A 17,377-nucleotide genomic window follows, 5' to 3' on the forward strand; every position below is an offset into this window, starting at 1 on the left:
GCGGGTCGAGCGGAGCGGCGGCCGACAGTTCGGCCGGCGGGGCCTCCTGTCCCTCGCCTCCTAGGCCAGCGGGCTCCTTCGCCACGGCCGCGGTTTCTGCGGCCGGCTTCGCGGTGGGCTTGCGGGCGGCCATCAGCGCGCCTTGAAGGTGCCGTAAACAAAGGACTCGGGGCGGGGAACCTCGAGGCCGATGCGCTCGGAGCCGCGCATGGTGACGACGCCGCGTTCGAAGTTGTCGCGGTTCTCGGTGCTGACCTGGACGGAGACCTGCTCGCGGTCGTACAGGCGCGCGCCAAGGCCGAAGGAACCGACGAGGAACTTGCCCTGGTTGATCGCCATGGAGTCCACGACGCTGAGACGCCAGACAACCTTCTGTGCCCCGATCGCGACGTTCACAGCAACCCTGTAGGCACCCTGGCCGTCGGTCTCCAGTTCCAGGTCCTCGAAGTCGAACGGGTGCAGGACGATCCCGGTCGGCGGGAAGTACGCGAGGAACGCCCGGGTGGCGGCGCGGCGGATCGCGGCGGACTGCTTGTCCGGATCGGCCTGCGCGTAGGTCTGGACGCCGGCCGTGTTGACGATGCCGGTGATCTTCTCGTCGCCGCCGACGCCGTAGAGGATCTCGTTGTCCTCAGCCATCTTGACACCGTCGACGAGTTCGCTGTCGATGATGTCGCGCAGCCGCGGCTCGTCGGCGAGCGTGTTCTTGTGGATGGGGAGCGTGGTCGCGATCTCGGCGACCGGGTAGGTGACGGTCCTGAACGTCAGCTCGGACTGCGGGGCGCGCGCGTACACCTCGACGGCGGCGCCGCCGCCGGGCGGCACCTCCATGGCCCGCTCGGGGACGATCGCCGCCGCGTTGGTGAAGCCGGTGACGCGCACCCCGTAGAGCAGGTTCGCGGTGGTGCTCTGGGAGGGGAACAGATCCCGGATTCGGCCGGGCCGCACCGCGCGCGGAACGATGTCCAGGTGCTCGGGGGTGCCGAAGCCGAGGACACCGGCGGTACCAGCGCTCCGGCTGAACACGTCCTTGCGGCCGAGCTGGTCCAGGGCGCTGCCGTCGATGGTCACCACCTGGTCGAACGAACCGCGGAAGCCGGCGGCCTTGAGGCCCTTGAACTCGTCGCTGTCGAGGAACTGCTGGCCGAGCGACTTCACCTGGCTGGCGAGGTGGGCCGCGAGAGCGGCGTCCTGCGGGGCGAAGGGCTGCGAGGTGGGCTCGTTGAGGAAGGCGTGGACGGTCGCCACGCCCTCCAGGTCGGTGATCAGCTGCTTGATCTCCTGCGCCTCGCCGAGGACCTTGCGGAACGCGGCGGCCTTCTCGGCCGAGACGGTGACTCCGCCGTCCTCGACGGTGAAGGACGCGCTGATGGTGTCGAGTTCGGCGGCCTTGGCGCGCAGCGCGCCGTTCAGCTCCTTGAGTCGGGTCTTGTCGGTGGTGGTGGGCACGGTGTGGCGCTCCTTGGGATGGTGCCGGGCCACCCCGCCAGCGCGGGACGGAAGGGGTCCAGCCGTGCGACCGGTCAGCACCGGATCGCCACGACGATCGGCACACCGTAGGAAGACCTGATCGTTAGTGTCGCGTCGAGGTTCACGGCCGGGACCGGCACTGCGGCACGCGCCGCGCGATGCCTTCAAGTCGGCTTCTTACCAGGTCATTTGGCTACGCCCATGCCTATGGGGCGCGGGTGAGTGTGGTGCTGTCCGGCAGGGTGCCGGACGGCCGGTCATCCGCCGGCCAGTGCACGGGAGACCCATGTACCCCTTCCCCAAGCCCCAGCTACCGCCCCTGGACGTCGCCTCGCGCCCGCCTGCCGACCTCGTCCACGAGGTGAAGCCGCTCCTGACCATCGAAGGAAGGGAACTGCGGGTCGTTCGGGCCGCCGCCGGGTGGGCGCTGCGGATCAGTACCTCCTCCACGGTCGAGCTGTACGGGTCGTCGGACACCTCCGCGCAGGCGGAGGAGTGGCTGCACCAGTACGCGGCATGGCGCCTGTGGCAACTGGCCCGGAGCCGCGGGCCCTGGGCTGCCTCGCCCAGGCTCCGGAGGGCTGGATGACCGCGCTGGCACGCACCGCCCTGCCCCCGGCCGTGCAGGTGCACCTCGGCGTGCAGGACGCCGAGGTTCACGCGGCCGCTCACCTGATCGCCCCGGCCTGGTGGTCGGCTGTGCACGACACCAGCCTGTCGCCGGGGGTCTGGGCGATCGAGACCCAGTTCTGGGTGCGGGAGGGCTACCGGGTGTTGGCGACGTGGGCCACTGCCGACCTGGGGACGATCACTCGGGACGCCTACCGGAACCACGAGTTGGGGCGCGGAAACTACTCGGCGACGGACCTGGCGGAGCGGCTCGGCGTCTCGCACGCGGCGATCTCCGCCGCCGCGGCCGGGCGTGGATGGAATCCCACAATCAGCAGAGCAGTTGGTGTGCTGGCGAGCCGGTGAAGCTCTGGCCAGACGCCCGCCCGGGCGACCGCCGCCGATCCGGAGCTCGGCGAGACGCTCACCGACCTGGCCCGCGGGCCTGCGCGGTCCCGCTCGTCAGCGGCGCCTCCCAGCCCATGAGCCAGGCGCTCGCCCACTTCCTGAGGCTACGCGGGCGCCGGGCGACGGCGGTGTACGGCGTCCAGGAGGGGCGCCCCGGGCCCCGGTACTGGGTGGAGACCTTCACGGCCCACGTGGACGTCCACGGCGCGGAAACTCCTCTCGCACCGGCCCCGGAGGTGACGAGTCATCGCCTGTCGAACTCCCGTCCGGCCAGATGACGTTAGGGCAGACCGGGCTGCTCGCTCGCGTACCATGCGGGCCAGCGGCCCGGCCCGCCGGCACCGACCGAACCGCCGCCCGTCCGCCGTCACGGCGAGAACACACCGCACCCGGAGGACCCCCGTGCTCAAACCCAGCGAGATCAATGCGCTCTTCGACCCGGACCTGCCCGGGCCGTCCTTCTGGGAGCAGCAGTACCCCGCCCGCCAGCTGCCTGTTGGCGCGGAGGTCACCCGGTTCTGCCCCAGCCCCACCGGCCACGCGCACATCGGTGGCATCCACGTCGCCGCGATCGACGCGGCCATCGCCCGCCAGAGCGGCGGCGTGTACTTCGTGCGCATCGAGGACACCGACCAGGCCCGCGAAGTCGAAGGCGCCGTCGACCGCTTCGACCGCGCCTTCCGCCACTTCGGCGTCGCCTCCGACGAGACCGACTCCACCGGCCTCTACGGGCCCTACACCCAGTCCCGGCGCGCCCGCATCTACCAGACCTACGTCCGCGAGCTGATGCGCCAGGGCCGGGCCTACCCGTGCTTCGCCACGAAGGACGATCTCGAGGCCCTGCGCGCCGACCAGCTCGCCAAGAAGGTGCCCAGCGGATACTACGGCGAGTGAGCGCCGTGGCGTGATGCCGTCGACGACGCGGTCCGTGAACGGCTCGCCGCCGGTGTCCCGTACGTCGTGCGGTTCCGCTCTCCGGGCACCGACGCGGGACGCACCACCTTCCACGACCTGATCCGCGGCACGATCGAGATGGACGACAACCGCGCCGACACCGTCATCCTCAAGACCTCCGACAGCCCGCTGCGCCTGCCCACCTACCACCTCGCCCACGCCGTCGACGACCATCTGATGGGCGTCACCATCGTGATCCGCGGCGACGAATGGCTCTCCTCCGTCCCCGTCCACCACCAGCTCTTCGACGCCCTCGGTTTCCCTCGCATCCCCTACGCCCACATCGCCCCCCTGATGAAGCAGGAGGGCAAGACGCGCCGCAAGCTCTCCAAGCGCAAGGACCCCGAAGCAGACGTCGAGTACTACTCCCAGGCCGGCTACCCGACCGAGGCCGTCCTGTACTACCTGCGCGGCCTGGCCAACGGCCGGCTCGCCGAGATGCCCGTCGGCGAGGCCCTGCGCGAGCCCCTGCGCCTGGAGGAGTGCGGGGTGACTGGCGCGCTGATCAACCTCGCGAAGCTGGAGGACATCTGCGCCGACCACGTCGCCGCCCTGCCCGGCGCCACCATCCTGGAGCGCGTCAAGGAGTGGGCCAAGGCGTACGACGTGCCGCTCGCCGAGGTGTTGGAGACCGACGAGGACCTGGCGCTGCGGGCCCTCGCGGTGGAGCGCGACGGATTCGACAACCCGCGCAAGGACCTCCGCATGTGGAGCAACTTCCGCACCCACTACGGCTTCTTCTTCCAGCAGCTCTTCTCCACCGTCACCGATCCCGCCGATCCGCGGTTCGGCGGCCTGGCCCCGGACGTGGTCCAGGAACTCGGCCGGCGCCTGTTCGACCGCTACCAGCCCATCGAGGACGGTGACGGCTGGTTTGACCAGATCCGCGCCGTCGCCGCCGAGCTGAACTTCGCCGACAGCGCGAGGACTTACAAGCAGAACCCTGGCCTGCACCCGGGCTCCATCAAGGAGGCGGCCCAGGCCATTCGCGTACTGCTCACCGGATCGACCCGGAGCCCCGCTCTGCACCTGGTGGCGGCGACGCTCGGAGAGGCCGAGGTACGACGGCGCCTGGACGCCGTGCGGACGGCCTGACCACGGGCTGGGACGCCGAAGGGGCGGACACACATCGTGTGTCCGCCCCTTCGGCGTACGTGGTAGCGGGGACAGGATTTGAACCTGCGACCTCTGGGTTATGAGCCCAGCGAGCTACCGAGCTGCTCCACCCCGCGTCGGTAGGCCCGACTCTACGGCACAAGCGGGTGATCACAAACCCGATGGTCAGCTGGTGGTCCGCGCGTCCGCGAACAGGGCGAGGGCCGCGCTGATCTCGCCCGGTTCGATCACCGCCGTGGCCAGAGCCTTGCCCTCATCAGCCGGCGGCTCGGGCGGCTGCCAGTCGATGCCGGCCGCTGTGAGCACGGCGACCAGGTGCTGCACGGCGGAGGCCAGGCGGTCGGCGTTCTCGCCGGAGAGGACCCGCCCTGCCTTGTGCTGGAGGGCCGCGAGGGTCTTCATCTGGGAGGCGACCCGTTCGACGTCGGGTGCCAGGGCGGCCAGTGCCGCGTCGGAACCGGTTCCTTCGACGTCGAGGACCAGGCGCACGGGGCTGGGCTGGCCGACGGTCGGAACGCCGTCGCCGGAGAGCGTGTACGGGACCTCCCAGCTGCTGGAGCCGAAGCCGTCCTCGGTGTACCTCCAGATGGTCGCGATGACCCGGTCCGGGTAGGTGCCGATGATCTCCACCGTGCCGAACTCGAGGCGGTCGTCTTCGGTGGGGCGCAGGCGTTGCTCCACGGCGGAGGCGATGGCGCCGATCCGCTCCTCCAGCGTGCCGGCCAGCGGTGCCAGTTCCACCTGGGTGTCGCCCAGGACCCCGCGGGCCTTGTGCTGCTTGAGGTCGAGGGTTGAGGTGTAGGGGTTCGCGCCGAACAGCACCGGGCTGTACTCGTACAGGTCGAGGTCGGTGATGCGGCGAACCCCTTTGGAGCGTTTGGCCGTTCGGACCTGGTAGCCGATCGACCACTGCACCTGGTCGCCGAAGAACAGCAGGTTGGCGTACATGTCCTTCCCGGCCTGGGTGGCCAGGTTGCAGCGGCCCTTGACGAGGAGCGCGCCGGCCTCGGCGGGCCAGGGCTGGCCGTTCGGCAGGGCGGCGGGCAGTCGGTCGTCGCCGGGCAGCAGCTCCTCGGTGTGTTCGGTGCGGGCGGTCCACACGTTCCAGTCGTGCGACCACACGCCCTTCGGCGTGATCTCCGCGAGGGTGCGGGCGTAGGCGCCGGGCTCGATCACGTCGCCGTCGTGGTCGCGCAGCCCGGTGATCGACACGAGCGTGGTGAAGGTGCCCTGGTCGTCGTCGGTCTCCAGCACGCCGAGCATCGCCTGCTTGTGGTCCAGCGTGCTGCTGGGGGTCGGTGCCACCGTCTCGCTCCCGGTTCGCTGGGTTGGTGGCGGTCACGGTAGGCGGACGGCGGGCTTGGGTCTCGTTCTACTCGTCGTACCAGTTGTCGTCGCCGGTCTCGGCGTAGACCTGCTGGACGTGCCAGTCGCCGGGGCCGGCGAGGATGACGATCTCGGACTCGTCCAGGCAGCCAATGCCGGTCCCCGGGACGGCCAGGATGCGGGTGACGGGCACGTCGCCGCTGATCGTGTAGCCGACGTGGACCTCGCCGCCGTGCGTGGCGAACGCGGTGGCGACGTGTTCTTCGGTGGTGAAGGACGACAGCGGGCGCAGGGGCAGGTCCGTGACCGTGCCCTGGCCGTCGATCTCGCTGACGTGGGTGTCGTCGTAGCCGCCGGTGAAGCCGCGGTGGACGGTGACGTGGGTGACGCCGAGGTCGGCGAAGTGCGCCTGGGTGTTCTCCCACATGGCGGTGAGGAAGGCGTGCAGCACGGGGCCGTCTTCGGCCAGGGCCTGGGCGGTTTCGGCGTCGAGGTCGGCGTCCCCGTGCTCCCAGGCCATGGTGTCGGTGAGGTTGAAGGTCCGGCCGGCGGCCTCCTGGAGGGCGAGGGCGTTCGCGTCGTGGTCGTTGGAGGTCGCCGCCCACCCGGCGACGAGGTGGGAGACGGCCTCGGCGCGGGCGAAGTCCCGGTACTCCTCGGCGCCCATCCTCACGTAGCCCCAGGGCTCGCGGCGGGCGCCGCTGTCGAGGTCGGCTTGGTCGACGTAGTCGGCGTAGCCGTTGGCCCCGGACTCCGGCCGGTACGCGGCGAGGTCTCCGGAACGGACCCGGGCGAGGCGGTCGCGCTGACGGTCGGACAGCAGCTGCTCGTCGGGGACGTCGCTCATCTTCTTGGCGAGCGAGTCGCACATGGCGGCCTTGAGCTTCGCGGGGGACCTCCCCCGTTTCCCGAGCAGGTCTCCCTGGCTCACCGCGTGGTCGTCGGCGAGGGTGCCCGGGAGGCCAGCTCGGCTGGCGCCCGGGTGGTGGGCGAAGCGGCCTTGGAGGTCACGCGCGTGCCGGGCCTCGTCCCAGAGCCGGTTCTTGCGGCGCAGCCGCAGGGTGACGGTGGGGAAGGCGTGCACCGCACCACACCGCCTTCTGCTGGGGATCAGGACGGCGGCAGCGTGGCACCGGACCGGGGGTGGTGTCGCGCCGAGCGGTACGGGGCTACTCCGCGGCCTGCCAGTGCCAGGTGCCGGGGCCCGCCAGGATGACAACCTCCGACTCGTCCAGGCATCCGAGCCCCGTGGCCGGCGTCGCGATCACCCGTTCCGCGGGCACGATCGCGCTCATCACGAAGCCGGGTCCCTCGTCCGTGGCGAAGCCGTGGGCTACGTCCGGGTCGAGGGAGAACGCGGAGAGCGGGCGCAGCAGCGGGTCGGTGAGGGTGCTGCCGTCGACCGTCCAGCCCGCGGGTGGCCGCCCGTCGGAGGTGGCCACGCCGCGCCACACGGTCAGGGAGCCGAGTTGGGCTTCGACCAGGTGGTTCTGGGTGCGTTCCCACATCGCCGTCAGGATCGCCGCATGGCCGGTGCCGAGGGCGGACCGCTGGTTGGCGGTCTCCCGCGCGAGCTGGTCGGTGCTGGGCCAGTCGGCGGCCGGGTGGAGGCCGAAGGCATCCCGTGCGGTCTCCTGGAGGGCGAGGGCTCCGGGGTCTTCGTCGTTGGAGGTCATCGCCCAGGTGGCGACCACCTGGTTGACGGCGTCGCGGCGCAGGAGCTCGCGTGCCCGGTCCGCGTCGACGGGAGTCCAGGACGCGTCCGCCGGGGAGTCGCCCGGCCGGACGGAGTTGGCGATACCGGTCGCGTGGTCCTCGTACGCGTGCACCTGCCCCGAGCGCACCTTGTCGAGCCAGGCCCGGTCGGGCTCCAGCAGCAACGTCTCGTCCGGCATGTCCCGCAGGTCGCGGGTGATCCCCTCCACCACATTCGCCTTGTACGCCTTGGCGACGCGCTCGCCCTGCCCGTCGCGGAACACCAGGCCGTGCTGCTCCTCATCGAAGCGGGGCTCGGAGCGCGGCGCCCTGGACGGCCGGCTCGCGGCCGCCCTGATGCGCTCCAACAGCGGGTTCAGCCCCATGCCAGGGCCGTACGCGAACCGGCCTCGGCCGTCCCGCGGGTGCAGGTCCTCGCGGAACGGCTCGGTCTTCCAGCGCAGGCGTAGGCGCACTTCACGAGCTGCGGGGAGGGCCACTCGAACTCCTGGTGATTGTGCGCAGGTCGAACCGGCACGATCGCAGGAGAACTGCCTACCGTCGCGGTGTGCTCACCGTGGGGACGCCTGTGTCAACGAAGCCAGGCTGCGAAGTGCTGGCGGACCTCGTTCTCTAGTTCGTCAGGGGTCCGCTTCGATCGCATCTCGGCTGCCCAGGAGTCAGGACCAGCGTGCAGTTCATGCCACTTCGGTCGGGCAGCGTGCTGAATCCTGGACCGCCCCGGATGACGGAGGTTGAAACCCTCAAGGGTCGTGTTCCACACCGGCTTGAACTCCGATGTCAGCTCAGCCACTGCTGGCGCAATGAAGAGGTCGTCAATGAACAGCACTCGGACACAGAAGTCCATCGGGTCGAGGTTCCGGCTCTGGTCGAGGGTTCGGCAGTGCTCATCGAGTCGCACGCTCACCGCGGGGGGCTTGAGGTATGCGTTCATCGGCACCGACCCCGACCCCTTCTGAACACCGCCCACGTACAGCGGAACCGGAGTTCCGGAAACCGGGGCGTAGAGCTCGTGAGCACCGATGTAGTAGATCGCGTAGATCCCCGAGTCCCGCGCCCATGAAGCGGCCTTTACGAGGCTGCCGGCCTCGACCGAGCGGAGCCTCTCGACGACGCTGTGTACCAGGTTCTCGGGGCGCAGCGGGTCGAAGTTGTACTCGCGCAAGCGCGGGTCCGCCGGCTCCCGGGCGATCCGGTGCACCGGCTCGCCGATCCGGAGAGTCTCGGCGGCCACGGATCGTGGTTGTACTGCTTCCTCGTTGCGGGCGATCGCAAGAAGGTTCCGCAGCGGGGCAGGGTCGGCGTTCAAGGTTTCCGCGAGCACCTCAAGGGTTCGGTCAGACGGAGGCGGGCTGTCAGGGCTGAACGCCGCCGAGACCGTCGTTCGGGACAGGTTTCCTTCGCTGGCCACCTGCGCCTTGGTCTTCCGTGACTGAGCGAGCAAGTCGGCGAGGGCGTCACTCAGTTGCTGCCGACCACTCTGGTCACCCACGGGACTCACTCCTCGACTCTCAGGTGTACAGTTGCGTTCAATCCGGCGGATTGAACATACGCTGAACGCTGGCGTGCTTCACACTCTCCCAATTCTCCAGGAAGGGCGGCCATGCGGGCCCTCGTGTTCGTGACCATCGCTCTGGCGAGCCTCGTCGTTGCTCTCACCAGCGGCCTGCTCCGCTACTGGCGCACCCGTTCCTTCCCCGAAGCAGTCGAGCGCGGCGCTGCCGCCACTGGAGCCACACTCGCCCTCGGCGCCGCCTACCTGGCCGTCCTTTGGGTGAAGTAACGAGCGGAGACCCGGCTACCGACTGCGTTCAGCACCGGGCAGCGACTCCGCCTCTTGCCGCAGGCTGGCTGGCGCGGCCTTGCCGAAGGGCTGGGCCAGGACCCGCCGGGCGGCTCCCTGCCGGTCGACGCGGAGTACCTGGGCGAGTCCGTCGAGCGTGGTGACGGGCTCGCCGTTCGGGTAGCGGATGTCCCAGCGCCGGCTGCGCAGCCAGTCCTCGTTGAGCTGCTGGCGGTCGCTGGGCGGCGTTCCGGTGGTCATGCTTCATCCTCACACGGGGGTACGGGCGGGGTGGTCGCGGCCCGTCGGCCGGGGCGGGTGGTCAGCGTTCGTCCAAGCGAGGCGGCAGCGGCAGCCGACGGCCTGCCCGGGTGGGGCGGTGGTGTCACCGGGGTGGCGCAGCAGGTCGTCGCCGATGGTGAAAGGCTGGCCGTAGGGCTGGGTCTGGCCGTCGGCCGCGTCGTGGTCGGGCCTGGTCCGGCCGTCATGGTGGGCGACCCAGCGGCGGACGAGGCCGGTGCGGGCGCTGGCGGCGGCGGCCTGGTCTCGGGCGCTCTCGACGGTGGCGGTGGCGAGGTGGCTCGCCTTGACGCTCGCCCAGTTCGCGAGGGAGCGGCCCCAGCCGCGGGTGGCCTCGGCGATGCCCGCCAGGCTCTTGCCCTCCCGGTCGGCGCCGGCCACGTCGTCGGCGAGGGCCTGGGCCTGCTTGGCGAGCCAGGTGGTGAGCAGCGGGGCGATCGTGGGCCAGACGGTGGCGGTGGCGGTGCCGGTCGACCCGAGGGCGGTGTGGAGCTCGGTCGCGGCCGTGGTGGCGGCCTGTTCGATTAGGGGCTGGAGGGCCTGGGCGGCCTCCTGCTGCCAAGTGGCGACGTCAATCACCTGGTCGACGGGCAGGCCCTTGACGCCAGTGCGGGCGGTGGTGTCGCCTCGGTCGTCCCAGTGCCGGGTGCCCTTGCGGTGCCGGGGGGAGTTGAGCCGGGCGATGGTGCGTTCCGTCCAGCGGGTGGTGAGCGTCTGGAGGGCGTCGTCCAGGCGGCCTCGGAGGGAGTCGGCCGCGGTCTCGTCCAGGACGAGGTCGGAGGCGGGTGTCAGGGTTTTGCCTGTGGCCGGCGCCGGGGGTGGTGTCGTGGTGTCAACGGCCGGGGCATCTGCCGCGCGGGCGGGTAGGGCGGTCCGGCCGGAGGCCAGCCACAGGGCCCGGGTCTCGGGGGTGTCATCGATCTCGTCGGCGTATCCGGCGAGTTCGGCGTAGGAGCGGATCGAGCGGACGCCGGCGGCGACTTCCTCTCGGGCTTCGGACAGGCGTTTGGTGCGGGGTTCGCGCAGCACGTCGATGTCGGAGGTGTCGAAGTAGACCTCGTTGTCGTCCCCGGCGTCGTCCTGGAAGGCGTCGGCGATCAGCCGCAGGTGCGGCGGCATGGTGATCTCCCAGAACGTCGTCTTCTCGGCGCGGGCGTTGTCGAACGTCCTGCCCGAGGCGTTACCGAGCTGGGACTCCGGAACGCCGAACGCGGCAAGCAGCTCGATCTTGGACAGGGCGGCGACGGTCTCGTAGGCCATGTCCCGGGGTGTGACGGAGGTGTCCGTGACGGTGACGTTGCCGCCGTTCAGCACCGTCCAGGAGCCGGCCGCGGACGGCCCGGTGCCGAACCTGGCGCGCAGCAGGCGCAGTTCGTCGTCGTCCATGTCGCCGTCGATGCCGATCACGCCGCCGGGCCTGGCATCGTTGTTGACGAACGACAGGTTGTAGTGGCGGGTGAAGAAGTCAAGGTCGGCGGACAGGCCGGCGGCTTCCAGCGGGGTGATGCCGGAGTAGGGGTCGAGCGGGTGGGGGTTGCGGATCCACCGCACCTGGTCGACGTCGAGGCGGCGCAGCTCACCGGTGATCGTGACGGTCTCGAAGTGCGAGATGAGGTCGGCGCCGGTGGACGGTACCGGCCGGGTTCGGCCCGGTGGCAGCAGGTCGATCCGCAGCAGGTCACCTCCGCGTGAGAACGTCGGCTCGAGGAACACCCCGCGCTTGGACAGCAGGAGCTGCATGCTGGCGCGCTTCTTGAAGGTCCACGCGCCCTCGGCCGGGTTGGACCGGATGTTCATCGCGCGGTAGAGCGGGTGCGCGTCGTGGGGAGGCATCGGCTCGTCGGAGGTGCCGCTGCGTGGGCGGACCCGAAGCGGCCTGTCCGCGGCGTGGTTGGAGATCGTGTCGACCGCCTTGTAGATCCACACGGCCCGCTCCATGCCGTCGCGCACCGCGCGCTCGACGGACCACGGACGGGCCCGGTCCACGCCTGCGGGCGTCCAGCCGATCGTGTACTCCGGCCCGGACTTGATGGCCGGCGCGGGACGTCGCAGGGTGGGGAGCCAGCGGTGGCGGGGCATCGATTCCTCCTACTGCTCGGTGTGGTGGCCGAGGACGGCGGCGACCGCGAGCGCGAGCAGGCTGGTGCAGGCGAGGCCGAGGCGGGGGTCGGTGGCGTAGGCGGCCGCGTTGAGGCCGATGACGCCGAGAACGAGCAGGACGACGGCGACGGCGTCGCGCACCCGGCGTGCAGTCAGGTGCGCGACGTCGTCCGTCAGATGGGGCTGGTGCCTGCTGGGTATGGTCACGGCAGGCAGGCTAGGCACTTCGGTGCCTAGCGTCCCGGCGGCTGCTCCCGCATCCGGTTGCCAGGGTCCCTGGGATCCGGCTTGCGGAAGTTCGCGGCCGCGGCGACTTGGTGCGGGTTCTCGGGGACGGGACGGCGCTTGCGGGTGCCGATGGGGCCACCGTGCAGCATCGGGTCGGAGCCGGCGCACGGGCTTTCGCTGACCTCGTCGTAGGGCCTGCGGCAGCGGATGCACATCACGTCGGCGGAGCGGATCTTGGTCTTGGCCGGGACGCGGTAGACACCGCGGCGGCGCGCGTAGGCTGCGCCCTGCGTGTCCACGGGGACGTAGGCGGCGATCACCCACTCGTGGAGGTCGGCGTTGGTGTCGTCGGTCGGCGTGCTTTCGGCGTTCAAGCTGCACTCCCCTCGCCAGCGGCGCCCTGTGGGTGGGCGCCGGCGGCAGCAGCGGTTGTTCTTCGTGTACATGGGCCCCGTGGTGCCGGTGGCCCCGTCTCGCATGTGGCCTTCGGGGCGTTGCCCGAAGGGGCGGTGGCATCAGCCTTGGCAGGCTGGCCCGTTGTCTTCGATCACCGTGGCCTCAGCGCCCCCACCCGGCTCCCCGACATACGGGTGTCCGGCGCGCCGCTGTGCCTGATACGCCCCGGACAAACTGAGTGGTGCGCAACGGTAAGTTGAGTCCCAATCAGATTTGCGTGCTGGCTCGTCCACGGCCCGGCATGGGTGCGCAAGCTTCTCCCCCCCATTCTGATAGTTGCGGATTCGGGGATTCCCCCCTTAGTCGACCGTAGATGGTGAGCGGCCGATGCGGAATCTGCTCAATGCACAGTTGGCGTATCACCGCTGCACAGCGAACACTGACAGCTACGATTCGTCACCGGCGGTAGTCAGCCGTGGGTGTCGGGCTAGCGGCAACGGGAGCGGGAGGTTGAACTCGGCGGAGATCGCGAGCACAACGTCGTACACGTCGGCGGACTGCCCGAGCAGATCCCGCTGGAGGAAGCGGCCCGCGATCCGCAGCCGCTTACGGACGGTCTGCGCGTGAATCCCGAGGACGTCGGCTACGCGGGCGGTGTCGCCGTCGGCCAGCACCCACGCCCGCAGGATGTCGATCAGTTCCTCCACGAGCACATGAAGGAACTCGGCCTTCCAGGCGTGGACTTCGGGGCTGGCCATGAGGCCCTGGAGGTCGACAAGCCCGCCGTGTGCCGCCTCGCCTGCCCGCTCATCCAGGAAGAGGGCGTCCAGCGCGGCCGCCACCAAGGCCCGGTCGCGAATGTATTCGAGGTTGACCCCCAGGATGCCCGCCGCGGAGCGCACCCGGCTGGCGATGGTGTTGCGGTGGGCGCCGGTGAGTTCGGCGGCCGCCCGTACGGACGACTGGAGCGTGAGCGTGAGTGCCTGGAGCAGCACGTCACGATCCGCTTCCTCCTGCTGGAGAAGCGGGTGCAGCACGGCGGTGGCCCAGCCCGGGTGCAACTGGTTGAGCAGCTCGGGCAGGCGCCCCTGGGAGTTGAAGAGCGCAGTCCTGCTGCGGTTGATGCGGGCGCTGGTGAGGGCCCTGAGGGCGTGCCGGTGGGACCGGTCGGTCTCGGTGATCAGCCGAAGCCCGCTGGCTCCGAGGTGCCGGTAGGGGCGCAGGGCGACCAGGTCGCGCAGCGCGGCGCTCACCTCGTCGTCGGTCTCCGTGGAAGTGCACGGCTGCGGGGCGACGATAACCAGGTGCTCTTCGTAGACCGGGCACGGCGCGACCAGGCAGAGCCGGTCGAGGATGCGCCGGCACTCGGCGTACAGCTCGTCGCGCTCGCTGGGACGGGTCTCCAGGATGTAGACCCGTACGGCTGCTGCGTCGAGCAGGCCGGGGTGGACCTGGGCGGCCGTACGGCGGGCTTTGGGCACCTCGCCCGTCAGCAGCAGTTCCAGGATGGCGACGTGCAGCGCCGTCGCTGCGGCCTGGTGGTTCTGGATCGTGGTGTCGGCGTCCTCGACTGCGAGGTGGAGGGAGAGCAGGTCGGCGGTGCGGGTGGTGATCTGGGTGAGCGCGGGGTCGAACGGGGAGTTCCTGGCGACGGCCAGCACGGCGCGCGGCCGGGTGTTGCCGACGGCAACGAGGCGGATCTCGGCACCGTCGCTCTCCAGGGCGGCCGATTCAAGGGCTCCCGCCGCGATCTGCTGGATCTTGTCGGCGACTGCTGCGAGTTTGCTCGCCGAGCGCTGCGGCGCCATGGCGACGACGGCGCCGTCCCGGCCGATCAGCGCGACCCTGCCGCCGGTCTCGCGGGCCAGCCGCCGCACGATGCGGCCGGTGTGCCGGCCGTCCGCCGTGGGACGCGCCTGTCCGAGCAGCCAGTCTCGCCATTCGATGGCCCGGCGCAGGTCGGTCATGCGCTCGCGGGTCACCGCCTCCGCGAGGTCGGTCCACGAGGTGGTGGCGGGAAGGGTGAGCAGCGGTGCCTGCCGGTGTCGCAGGGCGCCAAGAAGCTCTGCTGGCACGTGGCCAGTGCTGGAGACGACCGCGAGGGCGCCGGCTCCGGCTCCGACGGTACGGCTCACAAGTTCGTCGAAGCCGGGATCGACCGGGGCCCAGTCGTCCAGGGCTGCGACGGCGAGGGTCGCGGCGAGGCTGCCTCGCCCCCGCTGCCGGTCGCTCGGGTAAGCGGGCCACACGGAGTTGATGGTGCGGGCCAGTTCGTGCGGCAGCGTGCCCGGGAATTCCGTCAATCCGAATTCGAGCATCCCGGTGAGACGCTTTAGCGATGGCATGATCCCCCCTGCTTACTGAAATTTCGCGTGCTCGATCACCGGGGCGCGAACATGCCAAAATCGGCGACTCCCCTTCGCCGTTCCGGACGCCCGCACTCCGGAAGAGTTGCCATCAAAGCCCGGCCCATCTCCGCTGTCAATGGGAATAGTTGGGACAAGCATTACCGCCAGATTGCCTCCCAATTCTCCTTCCGTAAGCCCGGTCGATGCCGCCCGTTCGTCAGGCGATCACCCGGACCCGGCGTCGGCCGGTGTGCGGCTCGTAGGGGGCCAGCAGGACCGCCTCGGCGCGGTCGGGCGAGCTGACGCCACGTCGACGCATCGACCGCTTGGACTCGATGACGGTCCGTCCGCCCGAGTTGGTTTCCAGCTTCGGGGCGGACATCTGGGCCTGGGTTCGGCGATCAACTCGCAGCCGCAGCGAACCCCGCCCGTGGGGCGACAGCAGCGATCGCATCGCCAGCCACATCTCGTCCCGCTTGTTGGAGGGGCGCAGCGTCGCGGCCTCGTCGTCCCGGCCCGTGCTCTCGCTGGCCAGCACGGTGACGATCTCCGCATGGTGAAGGCCTTCGCGCCGCCAGGCTTCCAGCAGGCCGGCGACGCCCCAGCCGATGCCGACTCCGTCGACCTTGACGCGCACGGGGGCGGTGCTGCCGAGTGCGGTGGCGAGGGCCTGGGCGGCCTTGATCTCCCGCAGGACGACTCCGGCGACGACCACGGCGTCCGCGTTGTCCTGGCCGGCGGTGGCGTGGCGCAGCTCGACCAGGTCGCCGACGGAGCGGGCAATGGCGAACTCGTCGCCTCCGTCGGCGGCGACGTCGACGCCGAGCCTGACCCAGGCGCCACGCCGCACCCGGTAGGCGCTGGTCTCGCCGTCCAGGCCGAGGGTGTTGAGGGCGACGTAGTCCGGGCCGTCAGGTTCGGGGTTGTCGCTGGCCCGCTCGACCCAGGAGGAGGGGATGGCGCGGGCCTGGCCCCCGCGGGGGAACCTCGCGTGCACCTTCGCCTGGACGAAGGGGGCGTCCTCGCCGTGGTCGCGGATGGCCTCTTCCACCCACTGGGGGTCCACGAGGTGGGTGGCGAGCAGGTGAGCGGGAGCCTGAGGCGGGCAGGCACGGCAGCGCCGGGTGCGTTCACCGGACAGCAGCGGGGTGTCGTAGACGCTGATCGGCAGCACGCGTACGGCGGGGTCGGCGCAGGTCTGCTCAAACCAGCTGCCCTCGTCGTCGGTGGGCGGGTTGCCGATCAGCAGGGCCCGGGTGTGCTCGCCGGTGAGCAGGCCGCGCATCGCGGCGCCGATGATCCGGCCGATGCCGCCGGCCTCGTCCACGATGACCATCAGGCGGGGCGCGTGGATGCCCTGGACGGCGGACTCGTCGTGCGGCGGGGCGCTGAAGCCGTAGGCGACCACGGTGTCCGAGCCGTGGCGGTCGGGCATCTTCCACTGGGCGACGCCGACTTCGCCAGGCAGGCCCGCGCGGGCGACGATCTGGCGGATGTGGGGCCACATCTGGCGCTGGACCTGGCGGGCCCGGGTGGCGGTGGTGACGGTGAGGGCGGTGCCGGGCGGGTGGACGACGGAGGACCAGACGGCGGCGCGGGCGGCGATGTGGGTCTTGCCGGAGCCGAAGCAGCTCGGGACGGCGACGCGGCGCTGGTCGACCAGCGCTTCGAGGATGTCCCGCTGGCGGCTCCACTGGGATTCGCCGAGCACGTCCTCTACGAAGCCGACTGGGTCGTCGGCCCACAGGGCGTAGGGGGCGCCGGCCTCGGCATCGGCCGCTGCGAGGACCTGCGCCCAGTCGCCGGTGTCGAGGGTGGCGTAGAAGCACCGGCGGACGGCGGGTGCCGAGGCGGCGAGGTCCGCGTAGAGGCCGCGGCCGAGCCTGCCGGGGCGGGGCGCGGGCACCGCGGGCAGCGGCTTGGTCACGTGGCCCTCCTAGTCGTGTCGGTCGGCAGGCCACGGTGCCGGACCTGCGGTCGGGTGTCGCGCCGAGCAGCCCCCGAGAAATTTACCGTGCTCTTTTTTATAGACCTGAGTCAAGTTCTCTGCGAGGCTGGTACCGCCAGCCGGGGACCGCGAACCCCCGGCCCCAACCTCAAGGAGACCAACCATGGCCCGCATCACCGCCCGGCACGCGGCAGCCGCCTTCGCCCTCACCACCGCCTTCACCACCGGCATGGTCATCAGCACCCGCCCGACCACCGCCCCGGCCAACCCGGCGGCCGTGACCCTCAGCCCCACCCCGGCACAGCCGCTGCCCGCCCCCGCCGTGGCCCCGCAGGCCGCCCTCTCCCCGGCGGCCGTCTGCCCCGCCCCCGCCGACGCCCCGAACCCAGCCCCCATCACCCTGCCCGAGACGCCCGCCACGGTCACCGTCACCGCCCCGGCAGCCACGTTCACCGAGCCCGCCCCGACCGTCACCGTGACCGTCACCGCCACGCAGATCGTGACCGCCCCGACGGTCTCGGCCCCCTCCCCGTCCCCGACCGCCACCCTGCTCCCGACCTCGGCCCCCTCCCCAACCCCGAGCACCCCGCGCGGCCCCCAGCCGAGTCACTGACCTGACACCGGGGCTCCTCTACCCGAGGAGCCCCGGCCCGGCAGGGACAGCACCCAGCCGCC

General features: G+C 71.0%; 16 protein-coding genes, 1 tRNA gene and 1 pseudogene. 6 read left to right on the forward strand and 12 right to left on the reverse strand.

The genetic code is table 11. The features are described from left to right. Positions 1 to 132: 132 nt before the first annotated feature. A complete protein-coding gene (locus KS423_RS04245) occupies positions 133 to 1,449 on the reverse strand; it encodes a phage major capsid protein (RefSeq protein WP_224274971.1) in 1,317 nt (438 codons plus the stop codon). A 307-nt stretch (positions 1,450 to 1,756) separates the two neighbouring features. Between KS423_RS04245 and KS423_RS04250 the strand changes: the two genes are divergently transcribed. The 4 genes and pseudogenes from KS423_RS04250 (at position 1,757) to KS423_RS04265 (ending at position 4,536) form a co-directional block, all read left to right on the forward strand. Further along, positions 1,757 to 2,059 carry a hypothetical protein gene (locus KS423_RS04250; RefSeq protein ID WP_224274973.1) on the forward strand — a complete coding sequence of 101 codons (303 nt, stop codon included), beginning with the start codon at positions 1,757 to 1,759 and terminating at the stop codon, positions 2,057 to 2,059. Then, positions 2,056 to 2,445, forward strand: coding sequence for a hypothetical protein (locus tag KS423_RS04255; RefSeq protein WP_224274975.1), 390 nt, complete (start codon positions 2,056 to 2,058; stop codon positions 2,443 to 2,445). The genes KS423_RS04250 and KS423_RS04255 overlap by 4 nt, the downstream gene beginning before the upstream one ends. Before the next feature lie 444 nt (positions 2,446 to 2,889). Beyond that, positions 2,890 to 3,840, forward strand: a pseudogene (locus KS423_RS04260) (glutamate--tRNA ligase); the annotation flags it as partial. A gap of 306 nt (positions 3,841 to 4,146) precedes the next feature. Beyond that, complete coding sequence (locus KS423_RS04265; RefSeq protein ID WP_224274997.1) at positions 4,147 to 4,536, forward strand: hypothetical protein; 390 nt, start codon at positions 4,147 to 4,149, stop codon at positions 4,534 to 4,536. A 60-nt stretch (positions 4,537 to 4,596) separates the two neighbouring features. On the opposite strand, the gene KS423_RS04270 is transcribed toward KS423_RS04265, so the two are convergent. The 5 genes from KS423_RS04270 to KS423_RS47905 form a co-directional block, all read right to left on the reverse strand. Beyond that, positions 4,597 to 4,673 (reverse strand) — tRNA-Met (locus KS423_RS04270). Positions 4,674 to 4,722: 49 nt separating this feature from the next. Further along, positions 4,723 to 5,862 carry an HK97 family phage prohead protease gene (locus KS423_RS04275; protein WP_224274977.1) on the reverse strand — a complete coding sequence of 380 codons (1,140 nt, stop codon included), beginning with the start codon at positions 5,860 to 5,862 and terminating at the stop codon, positions 4,723 to 4,725. A gap of 67 nt (positions 5,863 to 5,929) precedes the next feature. Next, the gene (locus tag KS423_RS04280) at positions 5,930 to 6,967 is read right to left on the reverse strand and encodes a hypothetical protein (RefSeq protein ID WP_224274978.1); all 1,038 of its coding nucleotides are present in this window, start codon (positions 6,965 to 6,967) and stop codon (positions 5,930 to 5,932) included. Positions 6,968 to 7,052: 85 nt separating this feature from the next. Continuing rightward, a complete protein-coding gene (locus KS423_RS04285; RefSeq protein ID WP_224274980.1) occupies positions 7,053 to 8,078 on the reverse strand; it encodes a hypothetical protein in 1,026 nt (341 codons plus the stop codon). 92 nt (positions 8,079 to 8,170) lie between these two features. Beyond that, on the reverse strand, positions 8,171 to 9,091 hold the full coding sequence (locus KS423_RS47905; RefSeq protein WP_224274982.1) for an Eco29kI family restriction endonuclease: 921 nt from the start codon (positions 9,089 to 9,091) through the stop codon (positions 8,171 to 8,173). A gap of 111 nt (positions 9,092 to 9,202) precedes the next feature. On the opposite strand from KS423_RS47905, the gene KS423_RS04295 reads away from it, so the two are divergent. Beyond that, on the forward strand, positions 9,203 to 9,382 hold the full coding sequence (locus tag KS423_RS04295) for a hypothetical protein (RefSeq protein WP_224274983.1): 180 nt from the start codon (positions 9,203 to 9,205) through the stop codon (positions 9,380 to 9,382). A gap of 15 nt (positions 9,383 to 9,397) precedes the next feature. On the opposite strand, the gene KS423_RS04300 is transcribed toward KS423_RS04295, so the two are convergent. The 6 genes from KS423_RS04300 to KS423_RS04325 all read right to left on the reverse strand — a co-directional run bounded on the left by KS423_RS04300 (position 9,398) and on the right by KS423_RS04325 (position 16,681). Then, entirely contained in the window at positions 9,398 to 9,643 is a 246-nt protein-coding gene (locus KS423_RS04300) for a hypothetical protein (protein ID WP_224274985.1), read from the reverse strand. Between the two features lie 9 nt (positions 9,644 to 9,652). Continuing rightward, on the reverse strand, positions 9,653 to 11,761 hold the full coding sequence (locus KS423_RS04305) for a phage portal protein (protein WP_224274987.1): 2,109 nt from the start codon (positions 11,759 to 11,761) through the stop codon (positions 9,653 to 9,655). A 9-nt stretch (positions 11,762 to 11,770) separates the two neighbouring features. Further along, complete coding sequence (locus KS423_RS04310; protein ID WP_224274989.1) at positions 11,771 to 11,989, reverse strand: hypothetical protein; 219 nt, start codon at positions 11,987 to 11,989, stop codon at positions 11,771 to 11,773. A 26-nt stretch (positions 11,990 to 12,015) separates the two neighbouring features. Further along, entirely contained in the window at positions 12,016 to 12,384 is a 369-nt protein-coding gene (locus KS423_RS04315) for a hypothetical protein (RefSeq protein WP_224274990.1), read from the reverse strand. 468 nt (positions 12,385 to 12,852) lie between these two features. After that, positions 12,853 to 14,751: a helix-turn-helix domain-containing protein gene (locus KS423_RS04320; protein ID WP_224274992.1), complete on the reverse strand. Its 1,899-nt coding sequence runs from the start codon at positions 14,749 to 14,751 to the stop codon at positions 12,853 to 12,855. A gap of 220 nt (positions 14,752 to 14,971) precedes the next feature. After that, entirely contained in the window at positions 14,972 to 16,681 is a 1,710-nt protein-coding gene (locus KS423_RS04325) for a hypothetical protein (protein ID WP_224274994.1), read from the reverse strand. Positions 16,682 to 16,865: 184 nt separating this feature from the next. On the opposite strand from KS423_RS04325, the gene KS423_RS04330 reads away from it, so the two are divergent. Further along, on the forward strand, positions 16,866 to 17,315 hold the full coding sequence (locus KS423_RS04330) for a hypothetical protein (RefSeq protein WP_224274995.1): 450 nt from the start codon (positions 16,866 to 16,868) through the stop codon (positions 17,313 to 17,315). Positions 17,316 to 17,377 lie beyond the last annotated feature (62 nt).

This window comes from Streptomyces sp. LS1784 (assembly GCF_020103755.1).
Lineage (GTDB): Bacteria > Actinomycetota > Actinomycetes > Streptomycetales > Streptomycetaceae > Kitasatospora.

Excerpts from the sequence above, each read along its gene's own strand:
- KS423_RS04250 (WP_224274973.1), top strand. The coding sequence starts at position 1,757 with ATGTACCCCTTCCCCAAGCCCCAGCTACCGCCCCTGGACGTCGCCTCG.
- KS423_RS04255 (WP_224274975.1), top strand. The coding sequence starts at position 2,056 with ATGACCGCGCTGGCACGCACCGCCCTGCCCCCGGCCGTGCAGGTGCAC.
- KS423_RS04265 (WP_224274997.1), top strand. The coding sequence starts at position 4,147 with ATGTGGAGCAACTTCCGCACCCACTACGGCTTCTTCTTCCAGCAGCTC.
- KS423_RS04295 (WP_224274983.1), top strand. The coding sequence starts at position 9,203 with ATGCGGGCCCTCGTGTTCGTGACCATCGCTCTGGCGAGCCTCGTCGTT.
- KS423_RS04300 (WP_224274985.1), bottom strand. The coding sequence starts at position 9,643 with ATGACCACCGGAACGCCGCCCAGCGACCGCCAGCAGCTCAACGAGGAC.
- KS423_RS04305 (WP_224274987.1), bottom strand. The coding sequence starts at position 11,761 with ATGCCCCGCCACCGCTGGCTCCCCACCCTGCGACGTCCCGCGCCGGCC.
- KS423_RS04320 (WP_224274992.1), bottom strand. The coding sequence starts at position 14,751 with ATGCCATCGCTAAAGCGTCTCACCGGGATGCTCGAATTCGGATTGACG.
- KS423_RS04330 (WP_224274995.1), top strand. The coding sequence starts at position 16,866 with ATGGCCCGCATCACCGCCCGGCACGCGGCAGCCGCCTTCGCCCTCACC.